Here is a 16,890-nt window from a genome sequence, read left to right on the forward strand (position 1 = left end):
CGGTATGGCTGCTGAAGTGTACGAAGGCGTATGCACGGACTTGCCGCCGCCGCGCAAGCGCTGATAAAGAGTTAACTTTCAGTACAAAAAACCGGGACTTGTTCCCGGTTCTTTTTATTTCCCTTGACCTTCAGCATGTTAAAACGTGGCGCGGCGGCGCCATGTGAAAATTGGTGAGTATTGCCGTATGGAAAAAGTGGCAGAATGGAGGTCTGTCACCATGTTCGGCTTCGACAGAAGCGTGTGATTTTTCCAGAAATGTTGCCAGCGTGGGATAGGCTCTAAGAAAGTTTTGCAACAATGAAAAAGTTTACCGCCCTTCATATCGCCGATGTCCGTTTGCGCCGGGCCGATGAGCAAGAGCAAGCCGTGATGCTGCATGCCTTGTACCAGGATGTGGCCGCTATCCTGGCGGCGGGCAAGCAGATCGACGCGATTTTCTTCACGGGCCAGCTGGTGGCGCTGGACGCCTGTGCCGGCACGACACCCGTGTATGTCTACGAATACTTCCTGCGCCCCTTGCTGCAGGCGGCCAGCTTGCCCGGCGCGCGTTTCTACCTGGTGCCGGGCAGCCGGGTGCAGGGTGTCGCGGCGGCGGCGCAGGGCAATGCGGGCTTCAGCTTTTTCTCGGCCGATGAGCACGCCAGTGCCGAGCGGCGCGCGCACTACAAGAATATCCACGCCGTGTTCCACGGCCATCAGCATACGGGCGATGCCAGTTCGCTGATGAAGTCGCTGGGCATCTTGTTCAAGAGCAATCCCGGCAGCTTGTACGGTGCGGATGGCCAGATGGCGGCATTTTCCGTGCTTGAGTTCGGCACGGGCGGGGCAGATGGCGACGCGCCAGGCGCGCAGTGGACGGTGTCGCTGCGCGAGTTCGACGACGTAAGCAAGAACTTCGCCCTGTCGGTACTGTACACGCCGAATGGCCAGGAAACGGGGCAGATGGATGCCGAGCATGTGTTTGCCACCTTGCTGCCGCAGCTGGCAGGCGAACGCGCTTATCTCGATGGCTTGCTGGGCCAGGCGGGCGCGCCGCAGCGCGTGGGCGCCGGCGTGGCTGCCGATGCACGCGAATTCCTGATCGAGCTGGCATTCGTGATGTTCGAAGCCAAGAGCGTATTCCTCAACGAGGCGGCGCTGGAACGCTTTGCCAGCGACTATTGCGGCGTGAAGGGCTGGAGTATGGCTGCCGGGGACTGGCTGGCGCCGCTGTATGCGCACGGCTTGCTGCTGCGGACCGATGGCCAGGTGGCGTTTTCCTTCGATTATTTTCGCACCTATTTCCTGGCGCAGCGCTTTGAAACCTCGTTCGACCTGATGCGTTATGGCCCGGAACGGCATGATGGAAGTGAGTCTTCACTTAGCCTGGATGGCGCGTCGGCGGTTCAGCCTTTCCTGCACGCGCTGGGCTTGAACGATGCGTGTGCCGAAGTGGCGGTGCCGGAAGACTGCAGCCGTCCCGGCTGACTTCCGCGCCAGGCCGTCGCGTATCAGGCCGCGAGCTGCTGGCGCAAGGTACCGCGCAAGAACAGGTCCAGGCTGAGCGCCACCTTGGTGCGCAATTGCGCCACATCGGGTTGGGCCGGCGGCGGAAACAGCAGGCGCGACATCTGATCTCCGAGCAGGCAATTGAGCAGGTGCAGCGCCAGGATGGCGGGCGTCAATTCCGCGCGAAACAGCGGCGCGATGTCGGGACGGCTGAAAAACTTGGTCAGCATCTCGCGCGTCTGTCCCGGCCCCACCTTGTAAAACGTTTCCGCCAGTTCCGGATGCGTGGCCGCTTCGGCCACCACCATGCGGTTCAGGCGTATGGCGGCGGGCATGGTGACCAGTTGCACGAACAGCAGGCCGAACTCGCCCAGGATGGTGGCCAGGGGGCGCATATCCGTTTCCAGCGCCGGCATGGTCGAGAAGTAGGCGGCGCGGCGCAATTCCACCACGGCATTGAACAAGCCCGACTTGCCGCCAAACTTCACATAAATCGTGCGCACGGCCACATGGGCTTCGCGGGCGATCATTTCCAGGCTCACCTTCCCATACCCTTTTTCCAGAAACAGGCAGCCGGCCGTGTGCAGCAGGTTTTCCATGCGCGCCTCCATGTCGGCCGCGCGCGGGCGCCCGGCTGGCTTGCCGCAGCAGGAAAGCTCGTGGGCGGCGTCGTCGGATTCTGTATCGGTGGGCAAGGTATCGCTGAGGCCGGGATCGGACATGGTCTGGGTCTCTTTATAAGTTGGAAGGTAAGTGATGGCTCACACTGTAGTGCAAATTAAAATGAAATGCAATCGTTTCATTTCTTGACTTTGGCTTTTCTTTGTCCAATAATGAACCTATATCATTTCATTTTCGGAGCGAGTATGTCCAACCAGCCAGGCCAAGCAGAGCACAAGGTGCTGAGCGCCGTCCCACCCGCGGCCCCCGCCGCACCTTCCACGCCCGCCGCTTCCGCCAGCTCCGCCCCCCCTAACAACCGCGTGAAAATCATCGCCGGCCTGATTGTCCTCGTCGCGCTGGGCGCCGGCGCGCGCATGTGGTACCGCAGCCACTATTTCGTGGAAACGGAAAACGCCTATGTGTCCGGCCACGTACATCCCGTCTCGGCACGCATTTCCGGCGTCGTCACCAAGGTCTTCATCGACGACAATCAAATGGTGAAAGAGGGCGACGTGATCGCGGAACTCGATCCGTTCGACCAGCGCGTGAAAACCGAGCAGATCGCCGCGCAGATCGCCAGCGCTGAGCAGCAAGTGCTGCAGGCCGACGCACAGATCGCGCAAGTGCAGGCGCAAGCGAGCGCCGCCCAGGCGCAAGTGGCGCAAGCCGATGCGCAACTGCTGCGCGCGAAACAGGATGCGGAGCGCTATGGCCAGCTGTACACGAGCCAGATGAAAGCCGTCTCGAAAGCGGAACTGGACGGGGCCAACGCGGCCCGCTCGAGCGCCGTGGCCGACCTGGCCGCCCGCCGCGACAGCGCCTCGGCCGCCAAGGCGCAGATCGGTGCGGCGCAAGCTGCGCGCGACGTGGCCAAGGCGCAAGTGGCCGTGCTGCGCGTGCAATTGAAAGACGCGGAACAGCAGCTGCAATATAACCGCATCCTGGCGCCTGTCGCCGGCCGCATCGGCAAGCGCAACGTGGAAACGGGCATGCGCGTGCAGCCTGGCCAGCAACTGACGGCCATCGTGCAGGACAACGTCTGGGTTACCGCCAACTTCAAGGAAACCCAATTGGCCGACCTGCACCGCGGCCAGAGCGTGCACGTGACGATCGATGCCATGCCGGGCAAGAAACTGGTGGGTACCGTGGATAGTTTCGCGCCTGCCTCGGGTGCGCAATTCGCGCTGCTGCCGGCCGATAACGCCACCGGCAACTTCACCAAGATCGTCCAGCGCGTGCCCGTGAAAATCGTCTTCCAGCCGGCAGACATCAAGGCCATGAATGGCCGCCTGGTGCCGGGCATGTCGGTGATCGCCGAAGTGGAAGTGAACCAGCCCAATGCGGATCAGGAGAAGGACGCGCGCCACGCCGCCGCTCCTGCCGCTCCTGCAGCCCAGACCACCGCCCGCTAAGCTTCCATGAGCAGCCCTTCCACCACACCGGCGGCAACGCCGGCGTTTCCCGTGATTAGCGAGAAAGTCTCCGGGCGCACCTGGCTGGCGGTCGCCGCCGGCATGCTGGGCGCCTTCATGGCGGTGCTCGACATCCAGATCACCAACTCCTCGCTCAAGGATATCCTTGGCTCGCTGTCGGCCACCCAGGAAGAGGGCTCGTGGATTTCCACGGCCTACCTGGTGGCTGAAATTATCGTCATCCCGCTCACCGCGCTGCTGGCGCGCGTGTTCGGCTTGCGCACCTACATGATCGGCACCACCGCTTTCTTCCTGCTGTTCTCCACCCTGTGCGGGGCGGCCTGGAACCTGGAAAGCATGATCGTCTTCCGCATGCTGCAGGGCTTTACGGGCGGCGCCCTGATCCCCATGGCGTTCACGCTGGTGATGCTCAAGCTGCCGCCGTCGAAGCGCGCCGTCGGCATGGCCATCTTCGGCCTGACGGCGACCTTGGCGCCGGCCATGGGCCCGACCCTGGGCGGCTATCTCTCCGAGCTGTATGGCTGGCCCTCGATCTTCTACATCAACTGGGTGCCGGGCGTGCTGCTGATCGCCGGCATGATCTATGGCCTGGACAAGGAGCCGATGAAGCTGGCGATGTTCTGGAAGGCCGACTGGCTGGGCATCTTCTTCATGGCCCTGGGCCTGGGCTGCCTGACCATCTTCCTGGAAGAGGGCAATTCGAAGGACTGGTTCGATTCGGGCTTTATCATCGCCTTCGCCGCGCTGGCCCTGACGGGTATCCTGGGTTGGGTCGTCACCAGCGCCACGCGCGCCGAGCCGTTCGTCAACCTGGCCCTGTACGGCCAGCGCAATTTTCTCGTCGCCACCGTGCTGTCGGCCGTGACGGGCATGGGCCTGTACGGTTCGGCCTTCCTGCTGCCTCTGTTTCTGGGCCAGATCGCCGGCTATTCGCCGATGCAGATCGGTGAAGTCATCATGTGGGTGGGCTTGCCGCAGCTGTTCATCATGCCGTTCGTCGCCAAGCTGTCGTCCGTGGTGGACAACCGCATCCTGTGCTCGTTCGGCCTGCTGCTGTTCGGCGGCTCGTGCATGATGAATGCCTACATGGACGCATCCACCGGCTACGACCAGCTGCTGTGGTCGCAGGTGGTGCGCGCGCTGGGCCAGCCCTTCGTCATGCTGACCCTGTCGAACTTCGCCATGAAGGGCATCGCGCCGAAGGACATGCCGTCCGCATCGAGCCTGTTCAACATGACGCGCAACCTGGGCGGCTCGATCGGCATCGCCCTGCTGGCCACGGCCCTGAGCACCCGCGAGCATTTTCATTCGCAGCGCCTGGGCGAAGCGATCAACGCGTATTCGAGCGCCACGCAGCTGCGCATCGACCAGTTGACGTCCTCGTTCATGGCCAAGGGCTATGACGCCGTCACGGCCGGCAACCAGGCCTTGCAGGCGATCGACGGCATCGTGCGCCGCGAAGCGTATGTGATGGCCTACAACGACGGCTTCTTCCTGATCGGCGCCATCCTGCTGGCCTGTATCGTGCCCCTGTGGCTGGCCGACAAACTCAAAGCTCCCGGTGGCGGTGGCGGCGGTCATTGACCGCGCACAGCGCGCACGTGCAGCACCTCAAGAACAAGAAGGTACACATCATGCAAACAGTATTGACGAAAATCGCGCTGGCCGCTTCCCTTGCCGTGGCGCTGTCCGCCTGCGGCACCGTGGGCCAGAATTTCACCGCCCCGGCGAATGTGGCCGGCACCGACACCTTCCGCCACGGCGCGGCGGCGGCGGATGCCGCGCAGCTGCCCAAGGAGTGGTGGAGCATCTACGGCGACGCGACCCTGAACCGCCTGGAGCAAAGCGCGCTGCAGGACAATCCCGGCGTAAAGGCGGCCGGCGAACGCCTGCTGCAGGCGCTGGCGCAAAGCGGCACGGCGCGCGCCAACCAGGGCCCGAGCGTGAACGTCAGCACGGGTATTTCGAACTCGCGCACCTCGGCCAACACTTCGCAGGGCCTGGCCCTGGGCAACCGCTCCATCAGCGGCAATAACTTCTCCGTGGGCGGTTCGCTGTCGTATGAAGTCGACTTGCTGGGCCGTGTCAAACGCATGGTCGAAGCGGCTGACTCGCAGGCGCTGGCGGCGCAGGCCGACCGCGACGGCGTGCTGCTGATGCTGTCGTCGCAGGTGGCCAGCAATTACTGGCAGCTGCGCGGACTCGATGCGGAAATGGCGATACTGAATGGTGCGCTCGATACGCGCCGCGAATCGGCCCAGCTGGTCGAGGCGCGCTTCAATGCGGGCCTGACGAATGAGCTGGACCTGGCGCGCGCGAAAGTCGAACTGTCGAACGCGCAGGCCGACCTGCATGAAGTCAAGCGCCAACGCAACCAGCTGGAAAACAGCCTGGCCACCCTGACGGGCAAGCCGCCGTCGGCGCTGCAATTGCCGGTGGCGGCCGAGCCATCGAGCTTGCCGCTGCCGCCCGCCATTCCCGTCGGCTTGCCGGCCAGCCTGCTGGCGCATCGCCCGGATCTGGTTTCCAGCGTGGCGAACCTGCGCGCGGCGAACGCGCAAGTGGGCGTGGCCGAAGGCGCGTTTTACCCGTCGCTGCAATTGACGGGCAATTTCGGCTACGCCTCGGAAAAACTGCGCGACCTGGCGCAGGGCGGTTCGCGCCAGTTCAGCTTTGGCCCGCTGGCCCTGTCCCTGCCGATCTTCGACGGTGGCCGCAACCAGGCGAATCTGGACCTGTCCAAGGCGCGCTATGCGGAAGCCGTGGCGAACCACGAAACGAAGCTGCTGACGGCCTTGCGCGAAGTGGAAGACGCGCTGTCCGACGTGGAGCAGCGCCAGTTGCAGGGCGATGCCCAGGCCCTGTCGCAGGCCGCCGCGGCGCGCGCCTATCTGGTGGCGCGCACGCGCTACGAGCGCGGCATCTCGACCTATCTCGACGTCACCGATGCCCAGCGTAGTTCGCTGACGGCGGACCGCGCCGCCGTGCAGATCAAGACCCAGCGCCTGCTGGCGACGGTCGCCGTAGCGAGGTCTCTCGGCGCCGGCTGGCAGCATTGAAGGACACCAGATAAAACCTACTGCGCGTCGCGCTTTGCGGCCGGCGATGCTCACCGTACTAAAGTACGGTTGCGCTTCTCGGCCACAAATCGCTGCCGCTCGCTACGGTTTTCTCAGGTGTCGCAAGATCAACCATGAGCAACAAATGACAAGGCTATCCAACTAGTTACGTGAGCGTGGCCGGTGGCGGTGTCGCCGCCGGCCCGTAGCGTTCCAGCAGAAAATCGATAAAAGTCGTCAGCTTCGGCGTGGGCTGGCGGTCGCGCGCGTACACGAGGTGCATGGGGCGCGGCGCCGGCACGTAGTCGGCCAGCAGCGGCACCAGCCTGCCGGCGGCGATATCGCCGGCCATCAGGATCTCTGCCTGCATGACGATGCCGAAGCCGTGCAGGGCCGCCACGCGCAGCGCCTGTCCATTGTTCGAGCGGAAGCGGCTTTCGCGCACGGGGCTGCCATCGTCGTCGCCGCTCCTGGCCAGGCGCCAGCGCACGTGGCGCGTCCACTGCATGAAGTCCAGGCATTCGTGGCGCGCCAGGTCGGCCGGCGTGCGTGGCGTGCCGTGTCTTGCCAGGTAGGCGGGCGCGGCGCAGATCACCATCGCATACGGCCGCAGCACGCGCGCCACCATGGCGGAATCTTCCAGCTTGCCGATGCGGATGGCCGCATCGAACCCTTCTTCCACCAGGTCCACGGTCCTGTCGTTCAGGTTCAATTCCAGGCTCACTTCGGGATACGCATCGAGGTAGTCGGCCAGCAGCGGCGCGATGCACTCGCTGCCGAAGGACACGGGCGCCGTGATTTTCAGCTTGCCGCGCGGCGCCGTGCGCATGGCTTCGGCGCCCCGTTCCGCCGCATGGATGCTGGCCAGGATCTGGCGGCACTGTTCCACATACTGCTGGCCGATTTCCGTCAGGCTTTGCCGTCGCGTGGTGCGCGCCAGCAGCCGCGCGCCCAGCCGTTCTTCCAGATATTTGATGTGCTTGCCCACCATCACGGGCGAAATCTGGAATGCCTCGGCGGCAGCCGTGAAACTGCCCGCATCGACGACGGCGACAAAAATCTCCATGCTGCGCAATTTATCCATACGCCTTGATTGCAAATTTTGAGTTAGTAATCTTGTAAATTCTAGCGTATTTATTCATTTTTGTAAGCGGCGCATACTGGCTCCATCGTTCAACAGCAGACAAGGAAGCAGCATGAAAATCGTCATCATCGGCGCCAGCGGCACCATCGGCACGGCCGTCACCGCCCAACTGGCGCAACGCCATGAAATCATCGAAGTGGGCAGCCGCAGCGGCACGCACCAGGCCGACATGGGCGACATCGCGCAAGTGCGCGCCCTGTTCAAGCGCATCGGCAAGGTCGACGCCGTCGTCGTGACGGCCGGCAAGCTGCATTTCGGCCCCCTGGCTGAATTCACGCCCGAGCAATTCCAGGTAGGGCTGGACAGCAAGCTGATGGGCCAGGTCAACGTGGCGCTGGTGGCGCAGGAATACCTGAACGACGGCGGCTCCATCACGCTCACCAGCGGCATCGTGGCCGAGCAGCCGATCCGCTTCGGCGCGGCCGCCAGCATGACCAACGCGGCCGTGGAAGGCTTCGTGCGGGGCGCCGCCATCGAATTGGCGCGCGGCGTGCGCATCAATGTCGTCAGCCCCACGGTCCTGGCCGAATCGCTGGACGCGTATGGCCCCTTCTTCTACGGCTTCGAGCCGGCCGCCGCCAGCAGAGTGGCGCTGGCCTACAGCCGCAGCGTGGAAGGGGCGCAGACGGGGCAGGTGTACAAGGTTTGGTAAAACCTGCCCTGCAGGCGGGGGCGCAGGTGGATTACAATTTGCCTCACTTGGGGTCTGACCCCAGAATTTAACCGAGGCCCCATGAAAAAACTCCTGATTCCCCTGCTGATGGCCGCCGCCGTCGGCAGCGCCTGCGCCGCAACGCCAGCCACCCCGGCCACCGCCCAACAACTGACGGCCATGAGCGCCCGCTACGCGCCCGTCGCGTTGACGGCCGATGTCACCCACCTGTCCGCAGGCGACCGCCAGGCCATCGCCAAGCTGGTCGAAGCGGCCAAGCTGGTCGACGTGCTGCAGCTGCGCCAGCGCTGGTCCGGCAATGAAGCGCTGTGGGCGGCCCTGAAGAAGGACAAGTCGGCCCTGGGCCAGGCCCGCCTGAACTATTTCTGGATCAACAAGGGACCCTGGTCGGTGCTCGACGCGCATGCTTCGTTCATGCCGGCCAGCTATGCGGGCATCGCCATTCCCGCGCACAAGCCGGAAGCGGGCAACTTCTATCCGCAGGGTGCCACCAAGGCCAGCCTGGAAACGTGGATGAACGGCTTGCCGGCGGACGACAAGCAGCAGGCGCAATGGTTCTTCACGACGATTCGCGCGGGCAAGGATGGCCAATACCAGACCGTCAAATACTCGGACGAATACAAGGTAGAACTGAAGCAATTGGCAAAACTGCTCGACGAGGCGGCGGCCGCCACGGACAACGGATCGCTGAAGAAATTCCTCACCTTGCGCGCCAAGGCTTTCCTCGACAACGACTATTTGCCGTCCGATTTTGCCTGGATGGACCTCGATTCGCCCGTCGACATCACCATCGGCCCGTATGAAACGTATAACGATGAACTGTTCGGCTACAAGGCCGCGTTCGAGGCGTACGTGAACATCCGCGACCAGGCCGAGACGCAAAAGCTCAATTTCTTCGCCAAGCACATGCAGGAGCTGGAAGACAACCTGCCGCTCGACGCCCAGTACCGCAACCCGAAAGTGGGCGCGCTGGCGCCGATGGTGGTGGTCAATCAGGTGTATGGCGCCGGCGACGGCAACATGGCCGTGCAGACGGCCGCCTACAACCTGCCCAATGACGAGCGCATCATCAGCGCGCGCGGCTCCAAGCGCGTCATGTTGAAAAACGTGCAGGAAGCCAAGTTCAAGGCTACCCTGACGCCGATCTCGAAACTGGTGCTGACCGCCGAAGCGCAGCAGGACGTCGATTTCAATTCCTTCTTCACGCACATCCTCGCGCATGAAATCATGCATGGCCTGGGCCCGCACGCCACCGTGGTCGACGGCAAGGCTTCCACGCCGCGCCAGGACTTGAAGGAAGCCTATTCCACCATCGAGGAAGCCAAGGCTGACATCACGGGCCTGTTCGCGCTGCGCTACATGATGGACAAGGGCCAGCTCAACGATACCCTGGGCCAGGGCGAGGCGGCCGAGCGCAAGCTGTATAACACTTTTCTCGCCTCCGGTTTCCGCACCCTGCATTTCGGCCTGACGGATTCGCATGCGCGCGGCATGGCCATCCAGATCAATTACATCCTCGACAAGGGCGGCTTTGTCTCGCTGGGCGACGGCAAGTTCGGCGTCGATTTTGGCAAGATCAAGCAGGCCGTGATCGACCTGGACCGTGAATTTCTGACCATCGAGGCGACGGGCGACTATGCGCGCGCGCAAGCGATGATGAGCAAGTACGTGGTGATCCGCCCTGAAGTGCAGGTGGCGCTCGACAAGATGAAGGCCGTGCCCAACGATATCCGTCCGGAATTCGTCACGGCCCGCGCCCTGGACAAGGCGACGAAGCGATAAGCTTGATCCTGATTATTATCAGTCTGAAAAGCCGGCGTTCACTGCGCCGGTTTTTTTTCGTCTTTATTTGCGAAAAGTTGCCAGTTTTTCCTTGTGGAAATACATCCACCGCTTACTCTGCAGTGGTAAATCCTCAGTTCTTCCCGTCGATCCCATGTTGAAACCGCTCTTGCTGATGAGCTTGCTCATCGTTTTGCCCGCCGTGGCTGGTCCCACGCTGACCGAACTGGAAACGCGCTGGCTGCAGGCGGGCCAGCCCGTCATCGCGTTTGCGCGTGCGCAAGGTTTGCCCATCGATATCATCGTGCAGCCGCAGGATGCGCCCGGCGCCGTGCCGCTGGCGCTGGGCTACGAAGCAGGGCGCTGCAAGCTGGTACTGTCCTTGCGCGGCAATGCGCAGGCGGACGGTGTCTTGCAGGGCGTGCCCGCCGCGCGCCAGGGCCTGATGATGGAAGCGATGACGGCGCATGAAATCGGCCATTGCCAGCGCTAGGCGCAAGGCGACTGGCACGCCTTGCCGCACGGCTTTGTCGAGCCGCCCGGCAGGCAGCGGGGCAAGTTGACAGCGCTGGCGCAGGAACTGCGCGAGATGCGTCGCGAAGAGGCCTATGCGGACCTGGTGGCCCTGGCCTGGATGCATGGACGCCACCCCGGCCAGTACCGCGAGGTGCTGGCCTGGATGCGCGGCGTGCGCACGGCTGACGAGGCGGCGGGCGGTTCGCACGCCACGCAAGGCTGGCTGGCGCTGGCCGATGGCGCAGGCGCATTTGATGACTCTGCTTCACCATTTGAACAGGCGCAAGTATTGTGGCGGAAGGGCTTGAGCGGCGACAAATAAACGCTGATTTTTACGCGGATGGCCTGTCAGCGTGTGCTGTCGCACGGAGCTTTGCGTGCGGCAGGGGTCTAATCTGGGCATCAACTAACCAGAGAGGAACCACCATGAACAAAATGATCGCACTCATGCTGGCCGCCAGTGCCAGCGCCCTGCTTGCCGCCGCGCCCGCGTATGCGCAGGATGCCTCGTACAAGAGCTTGACGGACAAGGCAACGGCCGACTACAAGCAGGCCAAGGCCGCCTGCGACAGCCAGAGCGGCAACGCGAAAAAAGTCTGCGTAGAAGAAGCGAAGGTGGCGCGCACCAAGGCGGACTCGGACGCCGTGGCGCAATATCGCAACACGCCGCGCGAACTGGGCAAGGCCCGCAAGGATGTCGCCAATGCCGAGTATGACCTGGCCAAGGCCAAGTGCGGCGACCGCACGGGCGCCGACAAAACCACGTGCATGAACGATGCCAAGGCGGCGAAAACGGCCGCGCTGGCCGACGCCAATACGGGCGCCAGGGCCGGCACCAACGTGGCGCAGAATCCGCCCGCCACCACGAAGGAAAACTGCGATGCCATGGATGCGACGGCCAAGGCCGCCTGCATGACGCGCAATGCGGCCGGCAGCACCAAGGTGGCGGTGGAAGACTCCGTCATCACCACCAAGATCAAGGCGGACCTCGTCAAGGACAATGACTTGAAGGCGCTCGACGTGCACGTGGAAACGGTCAACGGCGTCGTCATGCTCAGCGGCTTTGTGCCTTCCCAGGCGCAAGTCAAGAAAGCCGCCGACCTGGCCCGTGGCGTGGAAGGCGTGAAGGACGTGAAGAATGGCTTGAAGGTGAAGTAATGTTTGGGGTCAGTTCCTGCGGGATCGACATGTGCCCCATTGGGGCACATGTCCCCGCCGGGTCTGACCCCATTTCACAAGCTTGAAGCGAGGACTGGAGCGGCACGCAGCAGTGTGGCTCCAGTTTTTTTTTGATTGTATAAATTACGATCATAATATAACATGAAGAATCCCATCGGCTGATGCTGACCGGCATCCACTCTTCTCGTCACTCTTTCTCATGAGGACAGCATGCTTTCTCTTCCCTTTTCGCAATGGCTGGAGCGGCGCGGCATCCATTTCGCCTGGGTCATCGTCGCCATCACTTTCCTCACGGCATTAACCTCGTCTGCCGCGCTGGGCTTGCCCGGCGCGCTGATGCAGCCGCTGAGCCGCGAATTCGGCTGGGATGCCGAGCAGATTTCCTCGGCCCTGGCCGTGCGCTTCGTGCTGTTTGGCTTGATGGGGCCGTTTGCCGCCATCCTGATGGAGCGCTTCGGCTTGCGCAATGTCATCTGCGTGGCCCTGGGCCTGATCGCTTGCGGCACGCTGCTGGCCACGCGCATGACGCAGTTCTGGCACCTGGTGGCCCTGTGGGGCATCCTGCTGGGTCTCGGTTCGGGCATGACGGCGCTCGTCTTGAGCGCCGTGGTGGCCAACCGCTGGTTCGAGACGCACCGGGGCTTGGTGGTGGGCGTGCTGACGGCCAGTTCGGCCACGGGCCAGTTGCTGTTCCTGCCCGTGGGCGCCTGGCTGATCGAGCACTTCGGCTGGCGCACGGCCGTCCTGCCCGTGTTTGTCGCCTGCGCCATCGTTGCCGTGCTGGCCTTCCTGTGCATGCGCAACCGGCCGCAGGACGTGGCCTTGCGTCCGTATGGCGCCGATCCGGCCACGCCCTTGGTGGCGGCGCCGGCGGCGGCCATGACGTTCGCCACGCCTTTTTTGATACTGCGCAGCGTGGCTTCCAATCGTACCTTCTGGATACTGTTCGGCACGTTTTTCATCTGCGGCCTCAGCACCAACGGCCTGATCCAGACGCATTTCATCTCGCTGTGCAGCGACTCGGGTCTGTCCGCCGTGCCGGCCGCCTCCGTGCTGGCCATGATGGGCGCCTTCGATCTGTTCGGCACAATCTTGTCCGGCTGGCTGTCGGACCGCTATGACAACCGCAAACTGCTGTTCTGGTACTACGGCTTGCGGGGCTTGTCGCTGTTCTGGCTGCCTTATTCGGAATTCACCTTGTACGGCCTGTCGCTGTTCGCCATGTTCTATGGCCTGGACTGGATCGCCACCGTGCCGCCTACCGTGAAACTGGTGGGCGCCACGTTTGGGCGGGAGCGGGCGGGCATGGTGTTTGGCTGGATCTTCGCCGGCCACCAGCTGGGCGCCGCCGTGGCCGCGTACGGCGCGGGCCGCATCCGCACCCTGATGCTGACCTACAATCCGGCCCTGTTCGCGGCCGGTGCCGCCTGCCTCGTCGCCGCGCTGCTGGTGCTGGCGATCGCCCGCCAGAAGGCGGCCGTGGCTGCCGTCCAGCCCGCATGAAAAAAGCCAGGCCCGCGTGAGCGGAGCCTGGCCTTTCAAGAAGTGCGCAACACGATTATTTCAAATACTTTGCCAGCCATCCCTCGACTTCGCTGTAGAAGAAACGGCTGTTCTCGCCCTTCAAAATCCAGTGATTTTCATCCGGGAAGACCAGCAATTTCGCCGGCACGTTCAGGCGTTGTTGCACGGCAAAGTTCATCAAGGCATTGTTGGCCGGCACGCGGTAATCGAGTTCGCCCACGGTGATCAGGATGGGCGTGGTAAAACCCGTGCCTTTTTCGTGATTGCCCGCTTGCATGACGGGACTTTGATCGCGCCACACGGGCAGGTTCGACCAGACGGGGCCGCCCGCATTCGTTTCACGGCCGAAACCGCCATCGCTGGTGCCCCATTGCATGATCAGGTCCATTTCGCCCGCGTGCGAGACGATGGCCTTGTAGCGCGTGGTGGTCGCTTGCAGCCAGTTGGCCAGGTGGCCGCCATAGCTGGCGCCGCCGGCCGCCAGCTTCGTGCTGTCGATAAATGGATATTTCTTGATGGCTTCATCGACGCCCTGGTTGACTTCATCGCCCGGACCCTTCAAGGGGTCGAATTGAATCGAGCGCGAGAATTCCTCGCCATAGCCGGTGGAGCCCTTGTAGTCGGTCAGCAGCACGACATAACCTGGCTTGGCCAGCAAGTGATAGTTCCAGCGCAGCACGAACTGGTCGCGCCACATGCTGGCCGCGCCGCCGTGGATGACGGTAAACAGCGGGTATTTCTTGTTCGGATCAAAATTGGCGGGCTTGACGAGCATGTTGTGGATGCGTCGGCCATCGGCCGTGGTGAACCAGAAGTGCTCGGGTGCCTGCCAGTCGATCTTGCTCGCTTTCTCCGTGTTGAAGGCCGTCAGGCGCTTTGGCTGCTTGCCGTTGAACGCATAGATTTCCGGCGGATTGATGCTTGACTCCCACACGCCGACCAAAGCCTTGCCGCCGCTGCTCAGCGAGTTGATGCTGCCTGTCGGCAAGGATGGCTCTTCGCGCACGTCACCGCCTTTGATGTCGATCGAGTACAGCTTTTCCAGGCCCGCATGTTCATAGCTGAAGATGACGCGCTTGCCGCCTTCTGGCAGCACGAAGCGCGAAATCGAACGGTCCAGTTGGGCCGTCAGGATGCTCGGCGCAGGGTTGCTCATCGGCCAGGCGAAGCTGGCCAGGCGTTTCACGTCATACACTTTACCGGGCGTTTGCGCGTCGCTGAGGGCGAACAGGGTCTTGCCGTCAGCGGCAAATTTCAGGGAGCCGTAGCTATGTTTGTCCTGCGTCAAGCGCTGCGCTTCGCCGCCGGCCACGGACAGCAGATACAGTTGCGAAACCACGGCTTCGCGCTGCGCCGCATCGCGGTTGCTGGCCGCGTTGAAGACGACAGCCTTCCCATCGGGCGTCCAGACGGCGTCCAAGGACTGTCCCTCGTCGCCCTGGCCGCCGCCAAAGCCGGGAAGCGCCACCAGTTGCGTGCCCGACAGGATGTCGCGCGCGGTGTTATCACCTCGTGCCGCGGCGTCGGCGTCGACGATGAACAGGCGCACCTGCTTGTCCGTCAGCCATTTGTCGAAATAGCGCGGTGCCGTCGTTTCATACGAACGGGCGCTGACCTTGCGCTCCTTGCGCTCTTTCGCGCTTTGCTTGACGTCGGCTTCCGTCTTGTTGCCTGGATAGATGTCGCTGATGAACAGCAATTGCTTGCCATCCGGACTCCATTTCGGCATGCGCGCGCCCAGGGTGAGCGAGGTCAACCGCTGCGCTTCGCCACCGGCGGCCACGTCGAGGCGGTAAATCTGGCCCGCGTCATCGCCGTCGCGCTTGGCAACGAACACCAGCTGGCGGCTGTCCGGCGACCAGGCCACGGCGCTTTCGCCGCCCTTGGAATGCGTCAGGCGGCGCGCGGGGCTGTCGTCAAGCAGGGACTTGATCCACAGGTCTGACCATTGATCCTTGCTGTCGTAGGCGCTGTCGACGACGGAAAACACGGCCCATCGCCCATCCGGGCTGGCGACGGGCGCGCCCACCCGTTTCATCAGCCACACGTCTTCATGCGTGATGGCGTGTCTGGCTTGCGTTTGCGCGGCGGCAATGGGTATAGCCGCCGTGGTATCGGCGGCGTGGACGGTCGTTGCCAGCGAGGCGCAGGCTGCTGCGATCAGCAGGGAGCCGAGGGAACGGCGAAGACGGGGTAAGGTCATGGGCGTGGTCCGGGTAGTGAAAAAGAGTACAGCGGGAAACATTATTGCCCATCGATTCGGCCACTGCCAAGGCCTTGAACCGTTACTTACCAGGCGGGATAGCCGCGTATCGGGCGGGCAGCGCGTATCCGATCAGTTAAACTTGCCGCTTTACTCACGCTGGCGCTGCCTGAACATGAAAATTTGTCTTTCCTTATTGAAAACGGCATTGCTGGGAGCGAGCTGCCTGCTGGCCGCTCCGGTTTTTGCCGCCGCGCCCGCCCCCTACCCGAATACCAGCGCCATGGGCGTGGGCCACGCGGAAAGTACGGCCTGGTATGCGACTTGCCTGAAGGTCAAGGATGCGGCGCCGCCACCGGCCGACCTGCCGGCACCGTCCGCCGTGGCATCGCTGCAGCAGTGCCAGGCGAGCGAGCTGTATTACGATACCAAGAGTATGTCCTCGCCCAAGTCGGCAGACTGGCGTCCTGCGCGCCATTGCGCGATGGCCACGCAAAATAGTGCCGTGCTGATGATGCTGTACCAGAATGGGCAGGGCGTGCAGAAAGACCCATTGCTGGCCCTCAAGTATGCGTGCAGCATCGATGCGGCGCCAGCCGAGATGCAGGGCCGCATCGAACACTTGCAGCAGATCAATTCCAGCGGACGCGGCATGATGGACTGGTGCGACGACATCACCAGCGGCTACATGATGGGCGTGTGCAGCGCCATCGATGCGCGGCAAAAGCAGCGCGTGCGCGCGCAGGCGACAGGCAAGGTCAGCGCAAGCATGCCGGCCGTTGCGCAAGCGTCGCTGCAAAAGCTGCAGACGGCGGCAAGCAAGTTTGCCGACGCGCGCGCAGCCAGTGAAACGGACTTGAGCGGCACGGCGCGCGCCGCCCTGAGCATCGCGGCCCGCACGGCCGAGCTCGATCTGCTGGCGCACGATGTGCGCGAATATGAAGCGGGCAAGCTGCCTGCCAGCATGTCGAAGGCGCAGGTGGCGGCGCTCGACAAGGAGCTCAACGCCATCTATGGCAAGCTGATGAAAAAGCCGGCGGAAACCCATGCTGGCACCGTGGACAAGGAGGGCATCCGCGCCACCCAGCGCCTGTGGCTGGCGTACCGCGATGCCTGGATGAACTTTGGCGCCGTGCGTTATCCGTCCGTGACGAGCGACACCTGGGCCGGCCTGCTGACGGCGCGGCGCAATGCCCAATTACAAGATTTGCTGGAGAATTGAC

Annotated in this window: 14 protein-coding genes; 11 read left to right on the forward strand and 3 right to left on the reverse strand. The window is 63.2% G+C overall.

What is annotated here, in order from left to right:
- Positions 1-300: 300 nt before the first annotated feature.
- Entirely contained in the window at positions 301-1,470 is a 1,170-nt protein-coding gene (locus K0F86_RS19455; RefSeq protein WP_219135916.1) for a hypothetical protein, read from the forward strand.
- A gap of 23 nt (positions 1,471-1,493) precedes the next feature.
- Here the strand turns inward: K0F86_RS19455 and K0F86_RS19460 are convergent, their stop codons facing one another.
- The gene (locus tag K0F86_RS19460; protein ID WP_219135917.1) at positions 1,494-2,213 is read right to left on the reverse strand and encodes a TetR/AcrR family transcriptional regulator; all 720 of its coding nucleotides are present in this window, start codon (positions 2,211-2,213) and stop codon (positions 1,494-1,496) included.
- Between the two features lie 144 nt (positions 2,214-2,357).
- Between K0F86_RS19460 and K0F86_RS19465 the strand changes: the two genes are divergently transcribed.
- The 3 genes from K0F86_RS19465 to K0F86_RS19475 are packed head-to-tail and all read left to right on the forward strand — an operon-like array spanning position 2,358 to position 6,646.
- Positions 2,358-3,566 (forward strand): HlyD family secretion protein, encoded by a 1,209-nt coding sequence (locus tag K0F86_RS19465; RefSeq protein ID WP_219135918.1) that lies wholly within the window; start codon positions 2,358-2,360, stop codon positions 3,564-3,566.
- A gap of 6 nt (positions 3,567-3,572) precedes the next feature.
- A complete protein-coding gene (locus K0F86_RS19470; RefSeq protein WP_219135919.1) occupies positions 3,573-5,171 on the forward strand; it encodes a DHA2 family efflux MFS transporter permease subunit in 1,599 nt (532 codons plus the stop codon).
- Positions 5,172-5,221: 50 nt separating this feature from the next.
- The gene (locus K0F86_RS19475) at positions 5,222-6,646 is read left to right on the forward strand and encodes an efflux transporter outer membrane subunit (protein WP_219135920.1); all 1,425 of its coding nucleotides are present in this window, start codon (positions 5,222-5,224) and stop codon (positions 6,644-6,646) included.
- 166 nt (positions 6,647-6,812) lie between these two features.
- Here the strand turns inward: K0F86_RS19475 and K0F86_RS19480 are convergent, their stop codons facing one another.
- Positions 6,813-7,730, reverse strand: a complete 918-nt coding sequence (locus K0F86_RS19480) for a LysR family transcriptional regulator (protein WP_219135921.1) — start codon at positions 7,728-7,730, stop codon at positions 6,813-6,815.
- A 112-nt stretch (positions 7,731-7,842) separates the two neighbouring features.
- Here K0F86_RS19480 and K0F86_RS19485 point away from each other — a divergent pair, with 112 nt between their 5' ends.
- The 6 genes from K0F86_RS19485 to K0F86_RS19505 all read left to right on the forward strand — a co-directional run bounded on the left by K0F86_RS19485 (position 7,843) and on the right by K0F86_RS19505 (position 13,443).
- On the forward strand, positions 7,843-8,442 hold the full coding sequence (locus tag K0F86_RS19485; protein ID WP_219135922.1) for a short chain dehydrogenase: 600 nt from the start codon (positions 7,843-7,845) through the stop codon (positions 8,440-8,442).
- A gap of 81 nt (positions 8,443-8,523) precedes the next feature.
- Complete coding sequence (locus K0F86_RS19490) at positions 8,524-10,245, forward strand: hypothetical protein (RefSeq protein ID WP_219135923.1); 1,722 nt, start codon at positions 8,524-8,526, stop codon at positions 10,243-10,245.
- Positions 10,246-10,399: 154 nt separating this feature from the next.
- Complete coding sequence (locus K0F86_RS27650; protein WP_257572247.1) at positions 10,400-10,738, forward strand: hypothetical protein; 339 nt, start codon at positions 10,400-10,402, stop codon at positions 10,736-10,738.
- Positions 10,739-10,759: 21 nt separating this feature from the next.
- Entirely contained in the window at positions 10,760-11,083 is a 324-nt protein-coding gene (locus tag K0F86_RS27655; RefSeq protein ID WP_257572248.1) for a hypothetical protein, read from the forward strand.
- A gap of 104 nt (positions 11,084-11,187) precedes the next feature.
- A complete protein-coding gene (locus K0F86_RS19500; RefSeq protein WP_219135924.1) occupies positions 11,188-11,919 on the forward strand; it encodes a BON domain-containing protein in 732 nt (243 codons plus the stop codon).
- 231 nt (positions 11,920-12,150) lie between these two features.
- Entirely contained in the window at positions 12,151-13,443 is a 1,293-nt protein-coding gene (locus K0F86_RS19505; protein WP_219135925.1) for an MFS transporter, read from the forward strand.
- A 55-nt stretch (positions 13,444-13,498) separates the two neighbouring features.
- Here K0F86_RS19505 and K0F86_RS19510 read toward each other — a convergent pair whose 3' ends face one another.
- Positions 13,499-15,667 carry a S9 family peptidase gene (locus K0F86_RS19510; RefSeq protein ID WP_219135926.1) on the reverse strand — a complete coding sequence of 723 codons (2,169 nt, stop codon included), beginning with the start codon at positions 15,665-15,667 and terminating at the stop codon, positions 13,499-13,501.
- Between the two features lie 175 nt (positions 15,668-15,842).
- Here K0F86_RS19510 and K0F86_RS19515 point away from each other — a divergent pair, with 175 nt between their 5' ends.
- Positions 15,843-16,889 carry a lysozyme inhibitor LprI family protein gene (locus K0F86_RS19515; RefSeq protein ID WP_219135927.1) on the forward strand — a complete coding sequence of 349 codons (1,047 nt, stop codon included), beginning with the start codon at positions 15,843-15,845 and terminating at the stop codon, positions 16,887-16,889.
- The last annotated feature ends 1 nt before the right edge of the window (position 16,890 follow it).

It is taken from the genome of Janthinobacterium sp. UMAB-60 (genome assembly GCF_900095235.1).
Classification (GTDB): Bacteria; Pseudomonadota; Gammaproteobacteria; order Burkholderiales; family Burkholderiaceae_D; genus Janthinobacterium.